The 19,188-nt window shown below is 26.8% G+C and carries 15 protein-coding genes, 2 tRNA genes and 1 riboswitch; of the genes, 3 read left to right on the plus strand and 14 right to left on the minus strand.

Features of this window, described 5'->3' with window-relative positions; all coding sequences use genetic code 11:
• Positions 1-49 precede the first annotated feature (49 nt).
• The 12 genes from Q1J60_RS12250 to Q1J60_RS12305 form a co-directional block, all read right to left on the minus strand.
• Positions 50-460, minus strand: coding sequence for a CBS domain-containing protein (locus tag Q1J60_RS12250; protein WP_003452437.1), 411 nt, complete (start codon positions 458-460; stop codon positions 50-52).
• Between the two features lie 85 nt (positions 461-545).
• Entirely contained in the window at positions 546-1,448 is a 903-nt protein-coding gene (locus Q1J60_RS12255) for a 3'-5' exonuclease (RefSeq protein ID WP_300262756.1), read from the minus strand.
• A 253-nt stretch (positions 1,449-1,701) separates the two neighbouring features.
• Positions 1,702-3,447 (minus strand): DUF262 domain-containing protein, encoded by a 1,746-nt coding sequence (locus Q1J60_RS12260; RefSeq protein ID WP_423249132.1) that lies wholly within the window; start codon positions 3,445-3,447, stop codon positions 1,702-1,704.
• A gap of 181 nt (positions 3,448-3,628) precedes the next feature.
• The gene (locus tag Q1J60_RS12265) at positions 3,629-5,416 is read right to left on the minus strand and encodes a MutS family DNA mismatch repair protein (protein WP_300262761.1); all 1,788 of its coding nucleotides are present in this window, start codon (positions 5,414-5,416) and stop codon (positions 3,629-3,631) included.
• A 297-nt stretch (positions 5,417-5,713) separates the two neighbouring features.
• A complete protein-coding gene (ptsG, locus tag Q1J60_RS12270; RefSeq protein ID WP_300262764.1) occupies positions 5,714-7,243 on the minus strand; it encodes a glucose-specific PTS transporter subunit IIBC in 1,530 nt (509 codons plus the stop codon).
• 167 nt (positions 7,244-7,410) lie between these two features.
• Entirely contained in the window at positions 7,411-8,307 is an 897-nt protein-coding gene (locus Q1J60_RS12275) for a metal ABC transporter substrate-binding protein (RefSeq protein WP_300262768.1), read from the minus strand.
• A 149-nt stretch (positions 8,308-8,456) separates the two neighbouring features.
• Complete coding sequence (locus Q1J60_RS12280; protein WP_300262771.1) at positions 8,457-11,225, minus strand: AAA family ATPase; 2,769 nt, start codon at positions 11,223-11,225, stop codon at positions 8,457-8,459.
• On the minus strand, positions 11,215-12,354 hold the full coding sequence (locus tag Q1J60_RS12285; protein ID WP_300262774.1) for a metallophosphoesterase family protein: 1,140 nt from the start codon (positions 12,352-12,354) through the stop codon (positions 11,215-11,217). Before Q1J60_RS12285 ends, Q1J60_RS12280 begins: the two co-directional genes overlap by 11 nt.
• Before the next feature lie 175 nt (positions 12,355-12,529).
• Positions 12,530-12,712, minus strand: a complete 183-nt coding sequence (locus tag Q1J60_RS12290) for an alpha/beta-type small acid-soluble spore protein (protein ID WP_300262777.1) — start codon at positions 12,710-12,712, stop codon at positions 12,530-12,532.
• A gap of 239 nt (positions 12,713-12,951) precedes the next feature.
• A tRNA-Trp gene (locus Q1J60_RS12295) sits at positions 12,952-13,027 on the minus strand.
• A gap of 28 nt (positions 13,028-13,055) precedes the next feature.
• Positions 13,056-13,131: transfer RNA gene (locus Q1J60_RS12300), tRNA-Trp, on the minus strand.
• A gap of 236 nt (positions 13,132-13,367) precedes the next feature.
• Positions 13,368-13,988 (minus strand): CBS domain-containing protein, encoded by a 621-nt coding sequence (locus Q1J60_RS12305; RefSeq protein WP_300262780.1) that lies wholly within the window; start codon positions 13,986-13,988, stop codon positions 13,368-13,370.
• Between the two features lie 299 nt (positions 13,989-14,287).
• On the opposite strand from Q1J60_RS12305, the gene tsaE reads away from it, so the two are divergent.
• From tsaE to rimI, 3 genes are read left to right on the plus strand one after another with little or no spacing between them, the layout of a single operon-like run.
• Positions 14,288-14,752: a tRNA (adenosine(37)-N6)-threonylcarbamoyltransferase complex ATPase subunit type 1 TsaE gene (tsaE, locus tag Q1J60_RS12310; protein ID WP_300262783.1), complete on the plus strand. Its 465-nt coding sequence runs from the start codon at positions 14,288-14,290 to the stop codon at positions 14,750-14,752.
• Positions 14,746-15,450, plus strand: a complete 705-nt coding sequence (gene tsaB / locus Q1J60_RS12315; protein WP_300262786.1) for a tRNA (adenosine(37)-N6)-threonylcarbamoyltransferase complex dimerization subunit type 1 TsaB — start codon at positions 14,746-14,748, stop codon at positions 15,448-15,450. Before tsaE ends, tsaB begins: the two co-directional genes overlap by 7 nt.
• Positions 15,450-15,896 (plus strand): ribosomal protein S18-alanine N-acetyltransferase, encoded by a 447-nt coding sequence (gene rimI / locus Q1J60_RS12320; protein ID WP_300262789.1) that lies wholly within the window; start codon positions 15,450-15,452, stop codon positions 15,894-15,896. The genes tsaB and rimI overlap by 1 nt, the downstream gene beginning before the upstream one ends.
• A 127-nt stretch (positions 15,897-16,023) precedes the next feature.
• Here rimI and Q1J60_RS12325 read toward each other — a convergent pair whose 3' ends face one another.
• Both Q1J60_RS12325 and tex read right to left on the minus strand, forming a co-directional pair.
• Positions 16,024-16,620, minus strand: a complete 597-nt coding sequence (locus tag Q1J60_RS12325) for an ECF transporter S component (RefSeq protein ID WP_300262792.1) — start codon at positions 16,618-16,620, stop codon at positions 16,024-16,026.
• A 124-nt stretch (positions 16,621-16,744) separates the two neighbouring features.
• Positions 16,745-16,861, minus strand: a riboswitch (FMN riboswitch).
• A gap of 102 nt (positions 16,862-16,963) precedes the next feature.
• Entirely contained in the window at positions 16,964-19,126 is a 2,163-nt protein-coding gene (tex, locus tag Q1J60_RS12330; protein WP_300262795.1) for an RNA-binding transcriptional accessory protein Tex, read from the minus strand.
• Positions 19,127-19,188: the final 62 nt, after the last annotated feature.

Below are 19,188 nucleotides of genomic sequence, written 5' to 3' on the forward strand. Positions count from 1 at the left end.
TCAGAAGATTCAATCAATATATTTATAAAAAAATTAAGGCCAAAAGACCTTAATTATTTTTATATAGACTATTATAGCAGTGATTTATTATATCACTTCTTTTTATTATTCCTATAAATATACCATTATCATCAACAACTGGTACAAAGTTTTGAGAGATTGCTAATGATATTAAACTTTCCATATTTTCATTAATACAAACACTTTTATGTTTAACTCTTCTTGGTATTTCCTTTACACTAACTGTGTTAGTATTTTTAAAATTAAGCTCTGGATTTCTTTTTAAAGTCCAAAGTAAGTCCCCTTCTGTTAATGTACCTACATATTTTCCTGTTTTATCTATAAGTGGAATAGCTGTGTAGCCATGATGCTCCATTCTTTCAATAACTTGTCTCATTGTTGCATCAGTATATTCATATGCTACTTCACTTTTTGGTGTTAGAAAAAAAGCAATATTCATAATATATCAGTTCCCCTAATTTTTTATAGTAATTGTTATATTTTTATTTTATCATATATATTGTTTTTTAAGTAACAATCTATTGTCATTTAGCTAACTTTTTAAATTTATAGTCAAGATCAATGTATTCTGTGTCATTTATTAAAGAGTTTGTAGATTCATAAACTAAATTACCTGATAAGGTCTTCTTTAATACAACTTCTTGTATAACATTTCTATTGCATTTTGGACATTTGCCTATTGATACAAATCTCCAACTAAATAATCTAAAAGGATAATCCATTTCAACCTTAATATTGCATTTAGGGCATTTGAATTCTACATCATCACACTCTAAATTATAATTCTTTAAATCTTTAACTCTTATAGAAGGCATATTGTAAACATCTTCTACTATATACTCTTTTACTTTTTTACCATTATATAATCTTTTAAAAACCTCTGCCGTATAAACAGCATCATTTAGTGCATCATGTAGTTTACTTTTATCCATTTTTATTTTTAACTCTTCTAAAGCATGTTTTAAGCTCAAAGATTTTTTATGTGCTAATATCTTTGTACAATATTTTTGTATATCAATATATTTTTTTATCCAACTTATATTTTTATATGAATGATACTTAGCATTATTAACTATGTGAACAATGTCATCAGTAGCCCATGAACAAAGTATATCATCTTCCCCAATAAAATCTTTAAGGTTGTCCATAGCATCTTCGAATTTAACTCCATCTTTTAAATGATCTTCAGTTATTCCTGTTATATCTATTATCTTTGGATTTAAAACCTTAAATACTGATGGTTTAATATATGTTTTAAACTCATCTACTTCTTGCATGAACTTATTTAATTTTATAGCCCCAATCTCTATTATTTCATTATAGGAATCTAATTCCTTTAATTCTTTCTGCTCATTATAAATATTAGGATAAAATTTTGTAATATTTTGCATATTATTAAATTCTAGGTCTATTATTACATACCCCATTCTCTACATCCTCTCACTATCTATATCCATATATAATTATGCCATGAATTTTGGATTTTTTCATTAAAATTGATTTATTATTTATCTACTAGTTTTTCTAAGAATAAATATTAATTATCCTATCTAATAATTTTTATTTTATTGAGTTAATTCCTAAATTTCAATACACAAAACTTAACTTTTATTTAAATAAAAAAGGGCAGTATCAAAATATAACAACAAAAGTTATTTTGATACATGCCCTTTTTAATTTTTAAAACTTAGTCCAAAGTTCTAAGGCTCTATTAACTAAGCTTTCATGTCTATCTTCTAATGAATCCATATTCCAATCAGATAATTCTAAAACTTCTCTAGTTATAGCGAAGTCACTTTTCTTACTTAAGTATTGTTCAACTTTTTCAGCAAATGGCTTATTATTAGCTCTAGTATTTTTAGCTCCTGTTATTATAACTAAGTTACCAAATTTATTAGCCCAGTTTCTTCTTTGATCAGCTGAGAAGTTATCTTTCCAATAAGTTTCTTTAGCATTTCTAGGAAGAACATGCTCTATCATAATCTTATCGCTATAATCTAAAACTTCATTAGCTCTCTTTTCCATATCAAGTCTTACGAAGATATACTTAGGTATCATCATTCTACCCTTACTATAGAAATCTATATCATTTAAAGCATTTTCAAAGTATGCAGTTGTTCTCTCTAAATCATATAAGAATACTGGAGCTTCTTTTATTTCTTCTAAAGAATCTTTTTCTTCTATAACTTCTAAAATTCCATAAACTCTATTTAATCTATCAGCAAATGAATTTCCATTTACCCAATCAATAACAAGTCTTTTTTCTAATACCTTAACAAATTCTAAAATTAACTTATCATCATTGAATTTCTCAGCAAATCTAATAACTGCTGCCATCCAATCATCATATGGTAAAAATTCTCTCATTATGTTTATTAAATTTTTATAATAGGATTTTTCTTCATCTGATACACCTTCAAGATTACCATCTATTATATACTTATCATATAAAGCTTTTACAGAAGTTAAATGATTTACAAAGTTAACACCTAGATATTCTGGTTCACTTCTAAATATCTTTTTGCTAAACTCTTCATATACACTTTCTTCAACTTTGTTTTTAAGCTTCATTGTTCTCATGAAACCTATTATCTGATCTAGTTTTTCCTTACCTAAATCTTGTTCATGACTTTCCCAAATATCAGTGTACTCTTTTCTTATTTCAGGATTCATAACTCTTAAGTTTTCACTCTTTAAAAGATCTGAATCTGTTAATGGTAATCCTCTTGCATTTATTACATTAAATAATCTAAATGCTGAAGTAAATGATTCTGTTGTTATTACAACTAGTACAACTTTTTGAAGTAAGTAAACTATAAATTCATTTAACTTTTCCTCTAAAAGTTCTCCTTCTTCATTAAAGAAACTATCTCTAAATACTTCTATTGCATTAACCATATTTTGTTTAGCTTCTGAAAGTTCTTCCATATCTAAATCTTTTACTAATTCTGTTCCACCATCAGTTAATATATACTTTTTAAAGAACTCTTCTTCTTTTCCTCTAGCCTTAACTCTTATGCTCTCTTTAATTCCCATAAGAACATTTGGTTTTTGATATATTAAATCAGATAATACTTTTTTATACTCTTCATTATCTATCAAATCTCTTATTGTAGCAATTAACATAATTATAGATGTAAGTCTTTGTTGTCCATCTATTACATCATATATTCCACACCCATCATCCTTATATTCCTTAGAACATAAAACAATACTCCCTAAGAAATATGGCTCATATTGATCAAACTCTTTATTTCCTCTTGCTTTATTTAGTTCTACTGATTCCCAAATATCTTCAACTAATTGCTTTAAATTTTCTTTAGTCCAAGAATATGCTCTCTGGTAATCTGGGATTTCAAATAAGAACTTATTACTTAATAAATCCTTTATGTAATATTCTTTTGCTTTTACCTTTTCTGTAAACAAAATATACATGCCTCCTAAATTTTTGCTATTTATTCTAAGTCCTCTTTTATTAATAACTCTACTCATGAAAAAAAGCCATTTAAGGCTTTTTCACTAAATACATCATTTGTTTATTATATCAAAATTAATTTAATTTGTCTAAAATTAAGTTATTTTACTATTTATATATAGAAGTGTACTTTTATTCAATATCTATTCCAGCCATCTTCATTAAATATCTAGCATTTCTTGTTTGTGAAACACCTTTCCTTAAAATATAGTCAAACTTTAATTTATTATTTTCATAATATTCTCTAAAATTATAATTTTGTATAGTAGAATCCTTTTTCTCCATATCACAAAGTTCAAAATCATGAGTTGAAACTAATCCTAATGTATTTCCTTCTAAAAGCTGATTTATTAATATCTCTGCTCCCTCATGTCTATCCAAAGAATTTGTTCCTTTAAATATTTCATCTAGCAAGAATAAAATCTTTTCTCCTCTTTTTACACCTTCAACAATAATCTTTATCCTAAGTATCTCTGCATAAAATGAAGATATACTTTCTTCAAGATTATCTCCAGTTCTCATACAAGTATAAACTTTTAATATTGGAACTTCAAAACTTTCTCCTTTTACAGGAAGTCCTAAATAAGCTAATATACAATTAAATCCAACAGTTCTTAAAAATGTACTCTTCCCAGACATATTAGATCCTGTTATTAATATTACTCTCTTATCCTTATTGATATCAAAGTTATTTCCAACACCTTTTTCTCCTAGCATAGGATGACTAAGATTTTTTCCCTTTAAAGTGTAACCCTCATTTATTTTTGGTATAGCCCATCCATGATTATTATAAGTAAATCCAGCTAAAGAAACTAAAGCCTCAAAATCTCCCAAAGAAATCATCCATTTTTCAAACTCATCTTTATTAGAATTCTTCCACTTTTCAAGCTTTGATAGAATTTGATAATCCCAAAGTAAATAACAATTTAATAAAAGATAAAAAGCATTTCCCCTATCATAAAGCCAGTTAGTTGCCTTTTCTAAGCTTTTAAGCTCCTTACTAGCACTTTTACCATTTATATACAAACATTTTTTTATACTTTGTATTATATTAGACTCAAAATTTTCTTTTTCTATTAATTCTAAAGCCTCTACATATGTTTTTATTCTATATTTTAAATCTTCAAATATATTTAATCCTTTAATAACTTCCTTATTACCAAGCTTCAAAATACCATAACTTATAACAAGAGAAATTAACAAAATTTGCCACAAAATAATATTCATGCCAACTAAAATAGTAATTCCAATGTTTATTATTGGCATTATTATTCTAAGAATATTTAATAATGGTGATATTGATTTATTGTCCTCCTTTAACCATTCCCCTAAATACTTCTCTTTCTTTCCCTTTTTATCTTTTAATGAAGCTATAAATACATGCCTAAAATCGACTTTTTTAGAAAGCTCCTTTAAAGCCTCCTGTCTTAATAAAATTTCTTCTTTACTTGGAAGTTCTTCTAACTTTAATAAACGACTTAATTTTTCTCTTCCATAGACAGTACCAGTTTCATTTATCCATTGAAATAAAGAGTTTTTTCCGAATATATCTAAATCATTTATAAAAGGATGCTTATTATCTAAATATTCTTCTCCTAAATCATTAAATTCTCTCCACTTTCCCTCTAACCTAAGAATCTCTTTTTTGTTTACATCTATAAGAGCTTCTCTTTTGCTTATTTTATTAACTATACCTTCATGAACCTTTGCTAAATACAAAAACAATATAGAATTTAGCAAAAATAAGATAATACCAAAACTTATTGAACCTATACTATAAGCATAGTAAATAAAAAATAAAATACTTAAAGAAACTACTAGTCTTAATGCACTAATTATATTATAATCTCTCTTTAATCTCTTTAAAGCACTTGAATGTTCTTCTATTCTTTTTTCATAAATATCTTTTCTATTCTCCATATTTATCCTCTCAAAACACTTTTTTAATATTATACCATAGTTAACATATTTTAATGCAAGTCCATTTCTTTAAACTATTATACTTTCTAGATGTATATAAAAAAATACTTAAATCTCTTGTAAATAAAGCCTATAAATAAATTAAAAGAAATACATAATTAATCTTTAAAAGTAAAAAATGCTATATCAAAATCTAATAATAAAATTTATTTTGATATAGCATTTTTCTTACCTTTTGTGTATTTCTAAAAGTTTATCTCCAAATCTTAATTCATTTTCCTCTTAAATTTGATTTTGCTACTTTTCTCCCATACCATTCATAATTTCTCTAATTTGAGTTTTAAGTATATCTGATTTTCCACCAAATATGGCTTGAATATTTTCTCCAACTTGCATTACTCCAGCTGCTCCAAGTTCTTTCAATCTTTCTTTATCAACTTTACTTGAATCATTAACTGTAACTCTTAATCTAGTTATACAAGCATCTAACTTGTTTATGTTACCTGCACCACCTAAAGCTATTAATATTTCAGCAGCTAAATCATCATTTACAGTTTCATTATCTATATCATCAAATATATCATCATCTTCTCTACCTGGAGTCTTAAGATTAAACTTTCTAATAAAAAATCTAAATAAGAAGTAGTAAACTACAGCAAAGCATAATCCTACAATTATTACTAACCACCATCTAGTTCTATTTGGAATTACTCCTAATAATATAAAATCTAAAAGTCCACCTGAGAAAGTCATACCTATCTTAACATTTAATAATTGCATTATCATAAAGGATAAACCAGCTAATACACAGTGAATTGCGAATAATACTGGCGCAACAAATAAGAACGCAAACTCTAAAGGCTCAGTAATTCCTGTTAAAAAGGAAGTTAATGCAGCTGAGAATAAAATACCTGAAGCTATTTTCTTTTTACCTGGTTTAGCTTCATGATACATTGCTAAGGCTGCTGCTGGTAATCCAAACATCATAAATGGGAATTTACCAGTCATAAATGTACCTGCTGTGAATGGAACTCCATCTCTTAACTGAGCAAAAAATATCTGATTATCTCCCATTACTAATTGACCAGATTTGTTTATGTATTCTCCAAATTGGAACCAGAATGGATTATACCAAATATGATGTAATCCAAATGGAATTAATGCTCTTTCTATTATTCCAAATAATAAAGATGCTATAGTTGGATTAGCATCTATCATATTTTGTGAAAAATATAATAAGGCACCTTGTATTGGAGGCCATACAAATACCATTATTCCTCCAATTACTAAAGCTGAAACAGCAGTCACTATTGGAACAAATCTTTTACCTGCAAAAAAACCTAAGTATGAAGGTAATTCTATCTTATAGAACTTTTTATATAAAACTGCGGCTAAAACTCCCATAATAATCCCACCAAATACTCCAGTTTGAAGTGTTGGTATTCCAAGAACCGTTGCATACATACCATTTTTAGTATTAGCAACCATATCAGTAGTTATTCTTCCTCCTATTCCTATAGTTACATTAAGTATTAAAAAACCAACTATTGCTGCAAGCCCTGCAACACCGTCTCCTTCAGATAATCCTACAGCTACTCCAACTGCGAATAATAATGCTAAGTTTGAAAATATTATATTACCTGCATCAGACATTATTGTAGCTATTAATTGAAACCAATCTGAATTTAATACTGGCACTAAGTTTAAAAACTGTGGATCTTGAAACATTGAGCCAAACCCTAGTAATAAACCTGCCGCTGGTAATAAAGCAACTGGTAACATTAAAGCCTTACCTATTCTTTGTAAAACTCCAAAAGCTTTCTTCATCTTAATCTCCTCCTTTTAAATGATTTCTTTCTTTATAATTTCTAAAATATATAAAAAATAAAGACTTAAATTTATTATTCCTATAAAACACCTATTTTATTATTAATAGGTATTAGAATAATAAATCTAAGTCTTGCCTTATAATTAACAATCCTAACTATTCACTTTTATTTTTGTGATGATAATGCATCATATATTTTTGAAAGATTTTCTTTCATAGCATCTATATAACTTATACCTTCTTCATTGCTTTCTAGAGTATATATTTTCTCAATTTTACCACCAACTTCATTAGCTAAAGTTTTAGATATTTTTTCACTTGCTAACTCAGGCATAAAAATTGTTTTTATATCATTCTTTTTACAGAACTCAACTATCTCTTGCATTTTTTGAGGCGTTATTTCTCCCTCTCCAAATAAGTTTTCTACACTAATTTGCTTTAATCCAAATTCTCTACATAAGTATCCAAAAGCTGCATGACCAGTAACAAAATCTTTATTAGCTAATCCATTAAACTTTTCCTTGTACTCATTTGATAAAGAATCTAATTTCTCTGAAAACTTTTTAAAGTTTTCTTCGTAATAACCTTTATTATCTGAATCAACTTCAACTAAAGCATCTTTTATGTTTTGCGCTTCTATTTTAGCTCCATCTAAACTTAACCAAAGATGAGGATCTATCTTATCTCCCTCTTTTAATACTTCAGCACCTTTAGAAGCTTCAACTACTTTCACTTCTTTATTTTCTATTGTATTAAGAACTTGCTCTTTCCAATGTTCCATACCTAATCCATTATAAACAAAAATATTCGCCTTATTTAACCCTAATAAATCTTGAGTTTTAGGTTCAAAATCATGTGGTTCTGTTCCATTTGGAACCATAGTCTTAACATTAACCTTATCTCCACCAACTATTTCAGTAAACTCTCTTAAAGGTTCAATACTTACAGTAACATCAATCTTACCATTATCATTTTTATTTTCTGCTGTCTTAGTGCTTTGACACCCAACAAAAAAAGCAGCCATTGTTAATCCTAAAAAAATTGATACTAATTTCTTCCTCATACTTCCTCCCGTTTGCAAATGATTTGCATTATTATAATATAAACTTTATATTACTTTTCTATTATTGTCAATATTTATAAGAAAACTATCATAAAAATAAAAAGAGACCTTATCAAAATTTATCTTGATATAAGCCCCTTCACTTTAAATTAAAGCTCTATTATATTAACATTTTCCTTATCTTTAAGAATATTTATTTCTCTTTTTTGGCATGTAAATAAAATTATTTGATTTTTATAAACTCTTTTATATATTATATCTAACACAGTTTTTAACCTATTATCATCATATTGAGTAAAACTTTCATCCAATATTATTGGAACTTTTTTATCTTCAAATATTATGTCAATTATACCAAGCCTCAATGCTAAGTATATTTGGTCGTATGTTCCACTACTTAGATAAGAGGCATCCATAATTTTATTACTTTTTGTATCTTTAACAACTAAATTATAATCTTCAGATACTCTTAAATCTTTGTAAGTACCCTTAGTTACATTTTTAAATATATCTTCTACCTTTTTATTTATGACAGGTCCAAAACTTTTTTGAAGCTCCTTAAAAGCTTTTTCCATGTAGCTTGTTGCAATCTCTATACCTTTAAGTTTTTTCTCTAAGGACTTAATCCCTTCCTTAACTTCAGCTAAATCTTCATCTATTAAAAATAAACTTCTACAGGTTAACTCCTTGCTACTAATTAAATATTCTACATCCTTTATTTCTTTTTCAATATTTAATAAGTCATTATTTTTAAATTTTATTTCATTTAAGATTTCTTCTTCACTATTATAAACTTCATTTTTAACATCTGATTCTTCATATAAAAGTGCGTTTTTAACTTCCAGAATATCTCTTCCCTTAAGTAATAAATTACAATTTTCTTCTACACTATTTAACTTATTTTTTAAGATCTCCTTATATTCTATTTTAGCTTCTATTTCTTCTAATCTAGAATATACTTCATCTAAAGCAATACTTTGTAGTGATGTATTTTCTAAATAAGTTTTTATTTTTCTTTCTATTTCTAACCTTCTATTATTTAATTGATTTAAGTCTTCCTTAACCTCATTAAACTCTGATTTTTTTCTAATTAATAAATCTTCTTGGCTTTTTTTCTCCCTTGAAAGTTTTAATATTTCATCTATAGAAGCTACCCCTGTAACTCTTAATAGCTTCTCTATAAAGACTTCATTACTTAATATTTTTTCCTTAGTTTCATCTTCTTTTAATAAAATCAAACTTTTCTCTTTTTCCTTAATTTCTACATAAAGAATATCTAACTCTTTTTTAATAAATCTATAATCCTCTAAAGTTTCTTTAATAGAATAATCATCTTTTACCTTAAAAAACTTTTTATATTCATCAATTTTATTTTTTAATACTTCTATTTCTTCTTTTTCATTTATTAACTCATCTATCTCTGTTATTCTTCTACTTATATCATTTTTTTCTTTTTTATTTAAACTACTTTTAGCCAATAAGAATATAAATAATAGCATTCCTAAAATTGAAAGTCCTAAAGTTATTATATTTTCGCTTTTTAAATATGATGTAAATAAAAAAGCACATAATAAAATACTTATCACTTCTCCAACTCTAAATACAAAAATTTTTCTCGAGAAACTTTTACCTTCTTCTTGAATACTATTTTGCTCATCTTTTAAGTTTACATTTATTAAAGAATCTATTTTATCATTATTATATTTTTCCAAATCCTTTTCTATTTGTAACACCAAATTATCATTTAATTTTAAGACATTTAAATGGCTTAAAAAATCGTCTTTCTTTTCATTCAACTGATAAAGTTCTTCTTTTACCTTTTGAATAACTTCATAATTTTCCCTTAATCTATCGTCTTCAATTCTTAACTCTATTAATTTAGTTTCTAAATTATTTGATATTTCATTTAAAATTCCATAACTCTTTAATTTTTCATTATACTCATATATAGATTCTTTTAATTTATTTATTTTATTTTCCTTTTCTTTTAGTGATTCTTTTAAAAACTCATAATTTTTAAACTCATTCCTTAATTTATTTAATTTTTCTAAATTACATATAGCCTGTACATCTTTTATCTCTTCTAAGAAAACTTTTAATTTCTCTTCTAATTTTTCTTTTTTATTTAAATACTCATTTATATTTTCATATTCATTTTTTAATTCTGATTTTTTTAAATTTTTCTTATGTAATTCTAATTCTTCTATTTTTAAATTTAAATGATCTCTTTTTTCTTTTAATTCCTTTAAGTAAACCTCATTTTCTATATTTTCCTCATGAATTTTTACTCTTTTATATCTTTCTTCTAAAAGCTCACTCTCTTTAATTCTTAATAAATCAAGTTTTCCTGTTTTTCTTGAATTAGTTAATTTCTTTTTATTTTCATCTAAATTATTTTTTATTTTTTTATAAGAGACCTCATCAGCTCCACATTCTAAGATGTTAATAATTTTATTTAATACCTCATCTTGCTTGGAACTCTCTACAGTACATCCCATTTGACTTATAAATAAAGTATTCTTAAAACCCTCACTAGAAAGATTCAATATATCCTTACCTAGCTCTTGCCATGAGTAGTTATTTATCTTTTCTCCAGTTATATTATTTAATATATTTCCATCATCATATTTTTTAGTTTTCCCAAAGTTTCTATCTATTAAGATTTCCTCACCATTATCATCTATAAGTAACTCTCCTGAAAAACTTCCTTCGCCTAATGGTGCAAACTTTGCTCTATCTGACAAAGTTTTCTTACCTCTTTTATTGTCAACTCCGTATAGCATGACTCTTATGAAAGATTGTAATGTGCTTTTTCCACTTTCATTTTCACCATATATTATGTTAAATCCATCTTTTAATTCTATTTCTTTATTTTTTAATTTTCCAAAGGACTTCACATTTATTTTCTTAATTATCATTTAAATTCACTTCTCCATCTAAAATACTTTCCATCCCAATTCTAAAAGCTATATCTAGTATTTCTTCATTCTCTTCATTAGATTCTAAAGAATCCTTGATTAAAGAGCAAAAAATACCTTTAATCGAATACTCGTTGCTCATTTCATCAATATCTATTTTCATTCTAGTAGAATTTACAATCTTACAATAAAAGAATTCCTCTCTAATTAAGTTTTCTATTAAGTCACTATCTATTTTAAAAGACTCTTCTATATCCCCTTTTAAGATAATTTTAAATAGATTTTTTTCTCTTGATTCTTTTGAAATAGTATTAAGTATTTTATCTATAATTTCTTCATTAGTCCCACAGTTTGATATATCAATTTCCTTAACAAAATACTCTCTTTTATTAATCTTTATAAAATCCAAGTCTACAGCTCCAAGAGATATATCGCCTAATATTATTCCTTTATCTCCCTCTTCATCAAAGCCTCTTCCCTCTGGACACCCTGAATAGGCATAATAAGTCTTACCAATTCTCTTTATTCCTGAAAATTTATGAATATGTCCCAAAGCAATATAATCAATCTTACTTGCTTCTATTTCTTTAAATAATAAGGGATTATACTCTCCTGTTTCATTGTTCCCTAAATCTCCATGCATAACCATTATTTTTATTAAATACTTGTCCTCTTCTTTTGTATTAAAATGCTTAAGTTTAGACTCTCTCATATATTTTTCCTTAAAGGATGCTCCATAAATAACAGTATTTAATTCAGGTATCTCTATTCTTTCAATTTCATCCTTAAATATATAAACATTTTTCCCAAAATTAATCATATTATAGAAAGATTTTTTATTATATGGATCATGATTTCCCGCTGAAATAAATACTCTTATATTATGTTTTTCAAGTTTATCCATTTGATTCCTTATAAAAGTAAGAGTACTCTTTTCTATAGTATCATTGTCAAAAAGGTCTCCTGCTAAAAGAACTAAATCAACTTCTTTATCAATTCCTTTATTTATTATCTTACTAAAACTCTCTCTTAACTCAGCTCTCCTCATTGCACTAATTTCTTTTGGTAACTCTTTAAAAGGAGTATCAAAATGAATATCACTACAATGTAATATTTTTACCTTTTTCACCTATATGACACCTCTCTTATTCCAATTTATTCTAATTTTATCATAGAGATTGTCAAAAAAAAAGACTACATAAAGGATATACATCCTCTATGTAGCTTTTTGCGGTAGAAGTTTAAGCATCATGTTTTGGCAGTTTACCCTTCATAATACTTTCTCCGATACAGCGAAAGGTTTATTATTTTATTTGACTTTCGTAAGCTTCTACCATTCTTTTTACCATTTCGCCTCCTACGGAACCACATTGTCTTGAACTTAGATCTCCATTGTAATCTGAGAATGGTACACCTAATTCTTTAGCTACCTCATTTTTGAATTTACTTAATCCATTTTTTGCTTCTGGAACTAATGATTTTGACATTTCTAATTCCTCCTTTGGCTTTGGTAATTTGTAAGCTTTAAATTTTGTTTATCTCTTGCTTACACTATTATATTAACCATAATTCAGATTATAAACCTATGAAATAGAAGGATTTTTATCTATATAATTCCAAAAAAATCATTAAATTCTCTTCATTTTATTAGTATGTACATTATTAAAAAATTATTTTTTTAAATTTAATCAAAAAAAAAAAATCAGTGAATTAATTCACTGATTTTTGGCAGGGGCAGTAGGACTTGAACCCACAACCAATGGTTTTGGAGACCACTACTCTACCAATTGAGCCATACCCCTATAATATTTTGTTATTTATTGTGTTAATTGGCAGGGGCAGTAGGACTCGAACCCACAACCAATGGTTTTGGAGACCACTACTCTACCAATTGAGCCATACCCCTGAACACAGAATTTATTATATATTAAAAACAAACTTAACGCAAGAGTTTTTTATGTAATTTTTTATTTTTAATAAAAAACAATATTAATACTCTAATAAAACAATATAATATTTACTAATTAAAACAAACTATATACTTATCAAACTTTATATTTACCAATTAAAATAGAGCATATCTAATGTTGATTTTTAAATCTATATTAATATGCCCTATACTTATATGTTTATAATAGTTTACTATACTAATTTGAATCCTGATTCTTTTAATTTCCTTTTAATATTTTCAACATCTATACTTTTAACCCTAACTATAACTTCTTTAACATCAGTTAAACTTTTTGTATCTATAATAACTATGCTTAATATATCCCCATTTTCTTCAGATATTATCTTGGTTATTTTTGATAACTGCCCCGGAACATCATAAGATCTTATTACTATTCTTTCCCCTTTATTAAGTCCAAAAGCATTGTTAAACTCTCTAAAAACAGCTTTATGAGTTAATATTCCCTTAAAATTATCAAATTCATCCACAACAGCCACAAAAGAAATTCTCATTTTTTCTAACATAGCTACTGCTTTTTCTATATTCTCTGATTTATTTATTATAGGAACCTCTGTTTTTAATATTTTACCTACAGTAATATTATTTAACACTTCATCTTTACTTAAATTGCTTTCAAAGTAATATTTATATATAGAGCTTTTAGCTACTGCACCCTTAAACATATCTCCATCTACTACAGGAACTGATAAAAACTTATTATCCTCCATGATTTTTAGTGCATCTTTAAGTTTAGTATTAGAATTAACTAAATCTAAATTTTCTTTCTTTGTCATAATAGCTTTTACTAACATAAAAATCCCCCCAACACCTAAATTTACATAATATATATTAATATTATACTATTATATTATTACATAGTTATCCAATTATATTAAATTTATCAAAGTATTAATTAAAGATACTTTTGCCTTTTTATTGTTAATATTATAATAATTTTATAGGTGTATGTTTTATTAAATATTACGAAATTTTTTAGATATTTAAGAAATATAATAAAACTTTAAATGCCTTATTAAATTTACTCTCTCTTTTCTTTTTCTTTAAATTTGGATAGAATGATTAAAGAGTGTTAATTTGAAAGGAGTTCTTTATGGAATTTATAGTAGATAGTGTAGATAAAACCATGCATATTGGGAGACAACTTGCTTCTCTTGTAAACAAAGGAGATATTCTTTGTTTAACTGGAGACTTAGGAACTGGTAAAACTCATATAAGTAAAGGAATTGCAGAAGGATTAGGAATTGACGATCACATAACTAGTCCAACTTTTAATATAGTTAATGAATATCATAGCGGGAGATTAACTCTTTATCATTTTGATGTTTATAGAGTTAATGATCCAGATGAAATCGAAGCAATTGGTTTTGATGAATATATCTTTGGTGATGGAGTAAGCTTAATTGAATGGGCTAATTACATAGAAGAACTTATTCCTGAAGAGTATATACATATAAAAATAGAAAAATTACCTGATATGGGTGAAAACTTTAGAAAAATAACTATTAATGGTTATGGTGATAGATATAACTACATAAAGGAGATAAAAGAATGTTAGTATTAGCTATTGATTCATCTTCTAGCACTGCTACTTGTGCACTTGTTAGTGAAAAAGGCATTCTAGGAGAAATAAACTTAAATGATAAAAAACAACATTCCGTTTTATTAATGGACTTGATAGATGATTTACTTAAGTATAATAATCTAAAGATTAAAGATTTAGACGGATTTGCTATTAGTGAAGGTCCTGGCTCATTTACTGGACTTAGAATTGGTATGGCAACTGTTAAAGGGTTAAGTTTTGGAAGTAAGAAACCTTCTGTTTGTGTCTCTTCACTTGATTCTTTAGCTTATAATATCTCAGGATTCAATGGAATAATTTGCCCTATTATAGATGCTCTTAGAGGAAATGTTTATACTTCTTTATATAAAAAAGAAGGGGATGAACTAATATCTCTTAGTGAAAAAGAATGTATTTCCTTAACTGACTTAATTGAAAAAATAAAAGAAAAAAATGAAGATGTTATTTTTGTTGGAGATGGAATAAGCAAACACAAAGAAGCTTTAAAAGAAACTCTTCCTAATTGCTCTTTTGCACCTAGTCATTCATCCTATCCAAGAGCAGCGTCAGTTGGAGAATTAGGATTAAAATTATTAGATGCTGGAATTTCTCATGATTTAAATACATATTCTCCTATATACTTAAGAAAATCTCAAGCTGAAAGAGAATATGAAGAAAGAATGAGATTAAAATAATGAATTCATATAAAATAGAACTTATGAATTCTTCTCATGTAAAAGGTGTTTTTGAAGTAAGTAACCTTAGTCTTGCAGAATCTTGGAATATAGATTCTATAGAAAAAGAGCTTTCTAATAAACTAGCAAAATATCTTGTTGCTTTAGATAGAGACAAGGTTATTGGTTTTGTTGGAATGTGGATTGTATTTGATGAGGGAGATATAACCAACGTAGCAGTACATCCTGATTATAGAAAACAAGGAGTTGGAAATCTTTTAATCGATAATCTAATTACTTTATGTAAAGAAAATAATATAAATTCTCTTACCTTAGAAGTTAGAGAATCTAATATTCCTGCTCAATCTCTTTATAAAAAACATGAATTTAATGAAGAAGGTATAAGAAAAAACTTTTATAATAATCCAAAAGAAAATGCCATAATAATGTGGAGGCATAATATTTAGACTATATTTTAGATTATTACTGATTTTCAGCTAGATATTTATAACTAATGTTTAGTTCAATATCAGTTTAAAATAATCCTACTATAAAATAAAATGGACCATATCAAGATGATATAGTCCATTTTTATTATCCTAAATTTTCTTTCATTTGTTTTGGTTTATCTAGCATAGGTTCAACCTTAAATATTGATACAGAAACCTTTTTATATAAAGCATATGTTATTCCACAAACCAACAGAGATTTAATTCCATTAAACGGAATTAACCCAACAGTTACATATTTCATTAACTCTGCTTTTGACATATTTATACCAAATACTGGAATCAACAAATAAACATTAGCTAATATTCCTACCACTTGTATACATAGAATTCCTAATACCATTCCTAAAATAGCAGTTTTCTTAGTTTTATTTCTCTTATAAATTATCGCTGCTGGCCATACTAAGGCTACTCCAACTAAGAAATTAGCAACCTCACCTACAAATCCTGTTGAAGTTCCCTTCACTATTAATATTAATAAATTTTTCATAAGTTCTACTATTATTCCTGATAACGGCCCAAAAGCAAATGCTCCCATAAGTGCAGGCACATCACTTAAGTCAATCTTAAGCCATGGAAACATAGGTATTACTGGAAAGTCAATATACATAAGTATTACTGCAATTGCAGATAAAAGTGATAATTTAATGAATCTGTTTGTGTTTAAGGTTTTTGTTTTCATTTTGTCCCCTCCCAAAAGCTACTTCCTCTGGGGCTATTAAGTCTTTAATGATTTTATTCAAATAAAAAATCCCTGATACATACTTATATCAGGGCATATAAATTCAGAATTTAAATCATTAAACACTGCTCTTCTTTCATCCAGACTATACTGTCGGCTTCGGAATTTCACCGAATCATGCTAAAACTAGCTCGCGGGCTTTACCGCCGGTGGGGACTTACACCCCGCCCTGAAGACTTTTTTATTTCATTTGTTATAATTTTAACTCTTTTTTATATAATTTTCAATATATTAAATATTTTTATATACTAAAATTTTCACTTATTTTAATTAATTTTTTAACTTAACCTTCTTTTTTCATTGATAATGAAATTCTCTTCCTTTTTAAATCAACATCTAATATTCTAACTTCTACTACATCTCCAACCTTAACTATATCAAGTGGATGTTTAACAAATCTATCTGACATTTGACTTTTATGAACTAATCCATCTTGATGAACTCCAATATCTACAAAAGCACCAAAGTCAGATACATTTCTAACTGTCCCCATTAAAATCATACCTGGTTTTAAATCTTTCATTTCTATTACACCAGACTTAAATATTGGCTTAGGTAGTTCCTCCCTTGGATCTCTTCCAGGCTTTTTAATTTCCTTTATAATATCATTAAGTGTTGGTTCTCCAATTTCTAATTCTTTTGCTAAGTTAGAAATTCCCTTTTGTTTTACTCTTTCATCTATATCTACTAATTTACCATTTTTTAAATCTTCTTCTGTATATCCTAAAATCTTTATAAGTTCCTTTGCTACTCCATATGACTCTGGATGCACTGAAGTATTATCTAAAGCTTCTTTGCTTTCCATAACTCTTAAGAATCCTGCACATTGTTCATAAGCTTTTTGTCCTAATCTTTTAACTTTTAAAAGTTCTTTTCTGCTTTTAAACTTACCATTTTCTTCTCTATAATCAACAATATTTTTAGCTATTGAAGAATTTATTCCTGAAATATAACTTAATAGTGAAGGAGTTGCTATGTTTAAATCCACACCTACATTATTAACACAATCTTCAACTATACCAGCTAATGATTCATCAAGTTTTTTTTGAGTTACATCATGTTGATATTGTCCTACGCCTATAGCCTTAGGGTCTATTTTAACAAGCTCAGCTAATGGATCTTGAAGTCTTCTTCCTATAGAAATTGCTCCTCTTACAGTTACATCTAAGTCTGGATATTCTTTATTTGCAAGTTCTGATGCTGAATAAACAGAAGCTCCTGCCTCAGAAACTATAACATAGAATAACTCTTTTCCAGTTTCATCTTTTATTTCTTTAATCATTTTTGCAATTACTTCTTCTGATTCTCTTGAAGCTGTTCCATTTCCTAAAGAAATAACATCAACCCCATGTTTTTTAATAAGTTGTTTTAATATACTTATTGTTTCATCAATTCTATTTTGTGGAGCTGTTGGATAAACAGTTGTATTTTCCACAAACTTTCCTGTTTCATCTAATACTGCAACCTTACATCCAGTTCTAAACCCAGGGTCAAATCCCATTACAACTTTTCCCTTTATAGGAGCTTGCATTAAAAGAGCTTTTAAGTTAGCTTTAAATATATCAATAGCTCCCTCTTCTCCCTTAGCAGTTAATTCACTTCTTATTTCTCTTTCTATTGAAGGATATATAAGTCTTTTAAAAGAATCCTTTATACTTTCTTCTAAATATTTATCAGTAATTTTATTTCCCTTTAAAACTTTCTTATTTAAATAATCTATAATTCTTTCATCATTGCAAGTTACTTTAACAGAAAGAATTTTTTCTTTTTCTCCTCTATTTACAGCTAATATTCTATGAGATGGAATAGTTCTAACAGGTTCTTGATAATCATAATACATTTCATAAGGTGTTTGTTCCTCGCTACTTCCTTTTATCTGAATTATTCCATCATTTTGAACAAAACTTCTAATCCATTTTCTATAATCGGCATTATCAGATATTATTTCACTTATAATATCCATAGCCCCCTGAATAGCTTCTTCTTCATTTTGAATCCCTTTTTCCTCATTAATATATTTATTAACCTCTTCTACTATATCACCATTAAACGCTCCTGATAAAATAATCTCTGCTAATGGCTTTAATCCTTTTTCAACAGCCATAGTAGCTCTTGTTCTCTTTTTTGCTTTAAAAGGTCTATATATATCTTCAACCTCAGTAAGAGTAATAGCTTTCTCAATTTTTAATTTTAATTCTGGAGTTAATTTTTCCTGCTCCTCTATTATCCTTAAAACATCTTCTTTTCTACTTTCTAAATTTCTTAGATATGTTAATCTCTCATTAAACTTTCTTAGAACCTCATCTGTTAATCCACCAGTCCTTTCTTTTCTATATCTAGCTATAAAAGGTACTGTATTTCCTTCATCTAACATATCTATAACACTTGTTACCTGTTTTAATGAAATACCAAGTTCCTTTGATAAAATATTATTTATATTGTCCATAATGTCCTCCTATTTTTTATCTATTAACTTAATATTAATAGTAATTTTTTGAATAAACATAA

Origin of the sequence: Clostridium sp., from assembly GCF_029258205.1 — a bacterium.
GTDB lineage: Bacteria > Bacillota > Clostridia > Clostridiales > Clostridiaceae > Sarcina.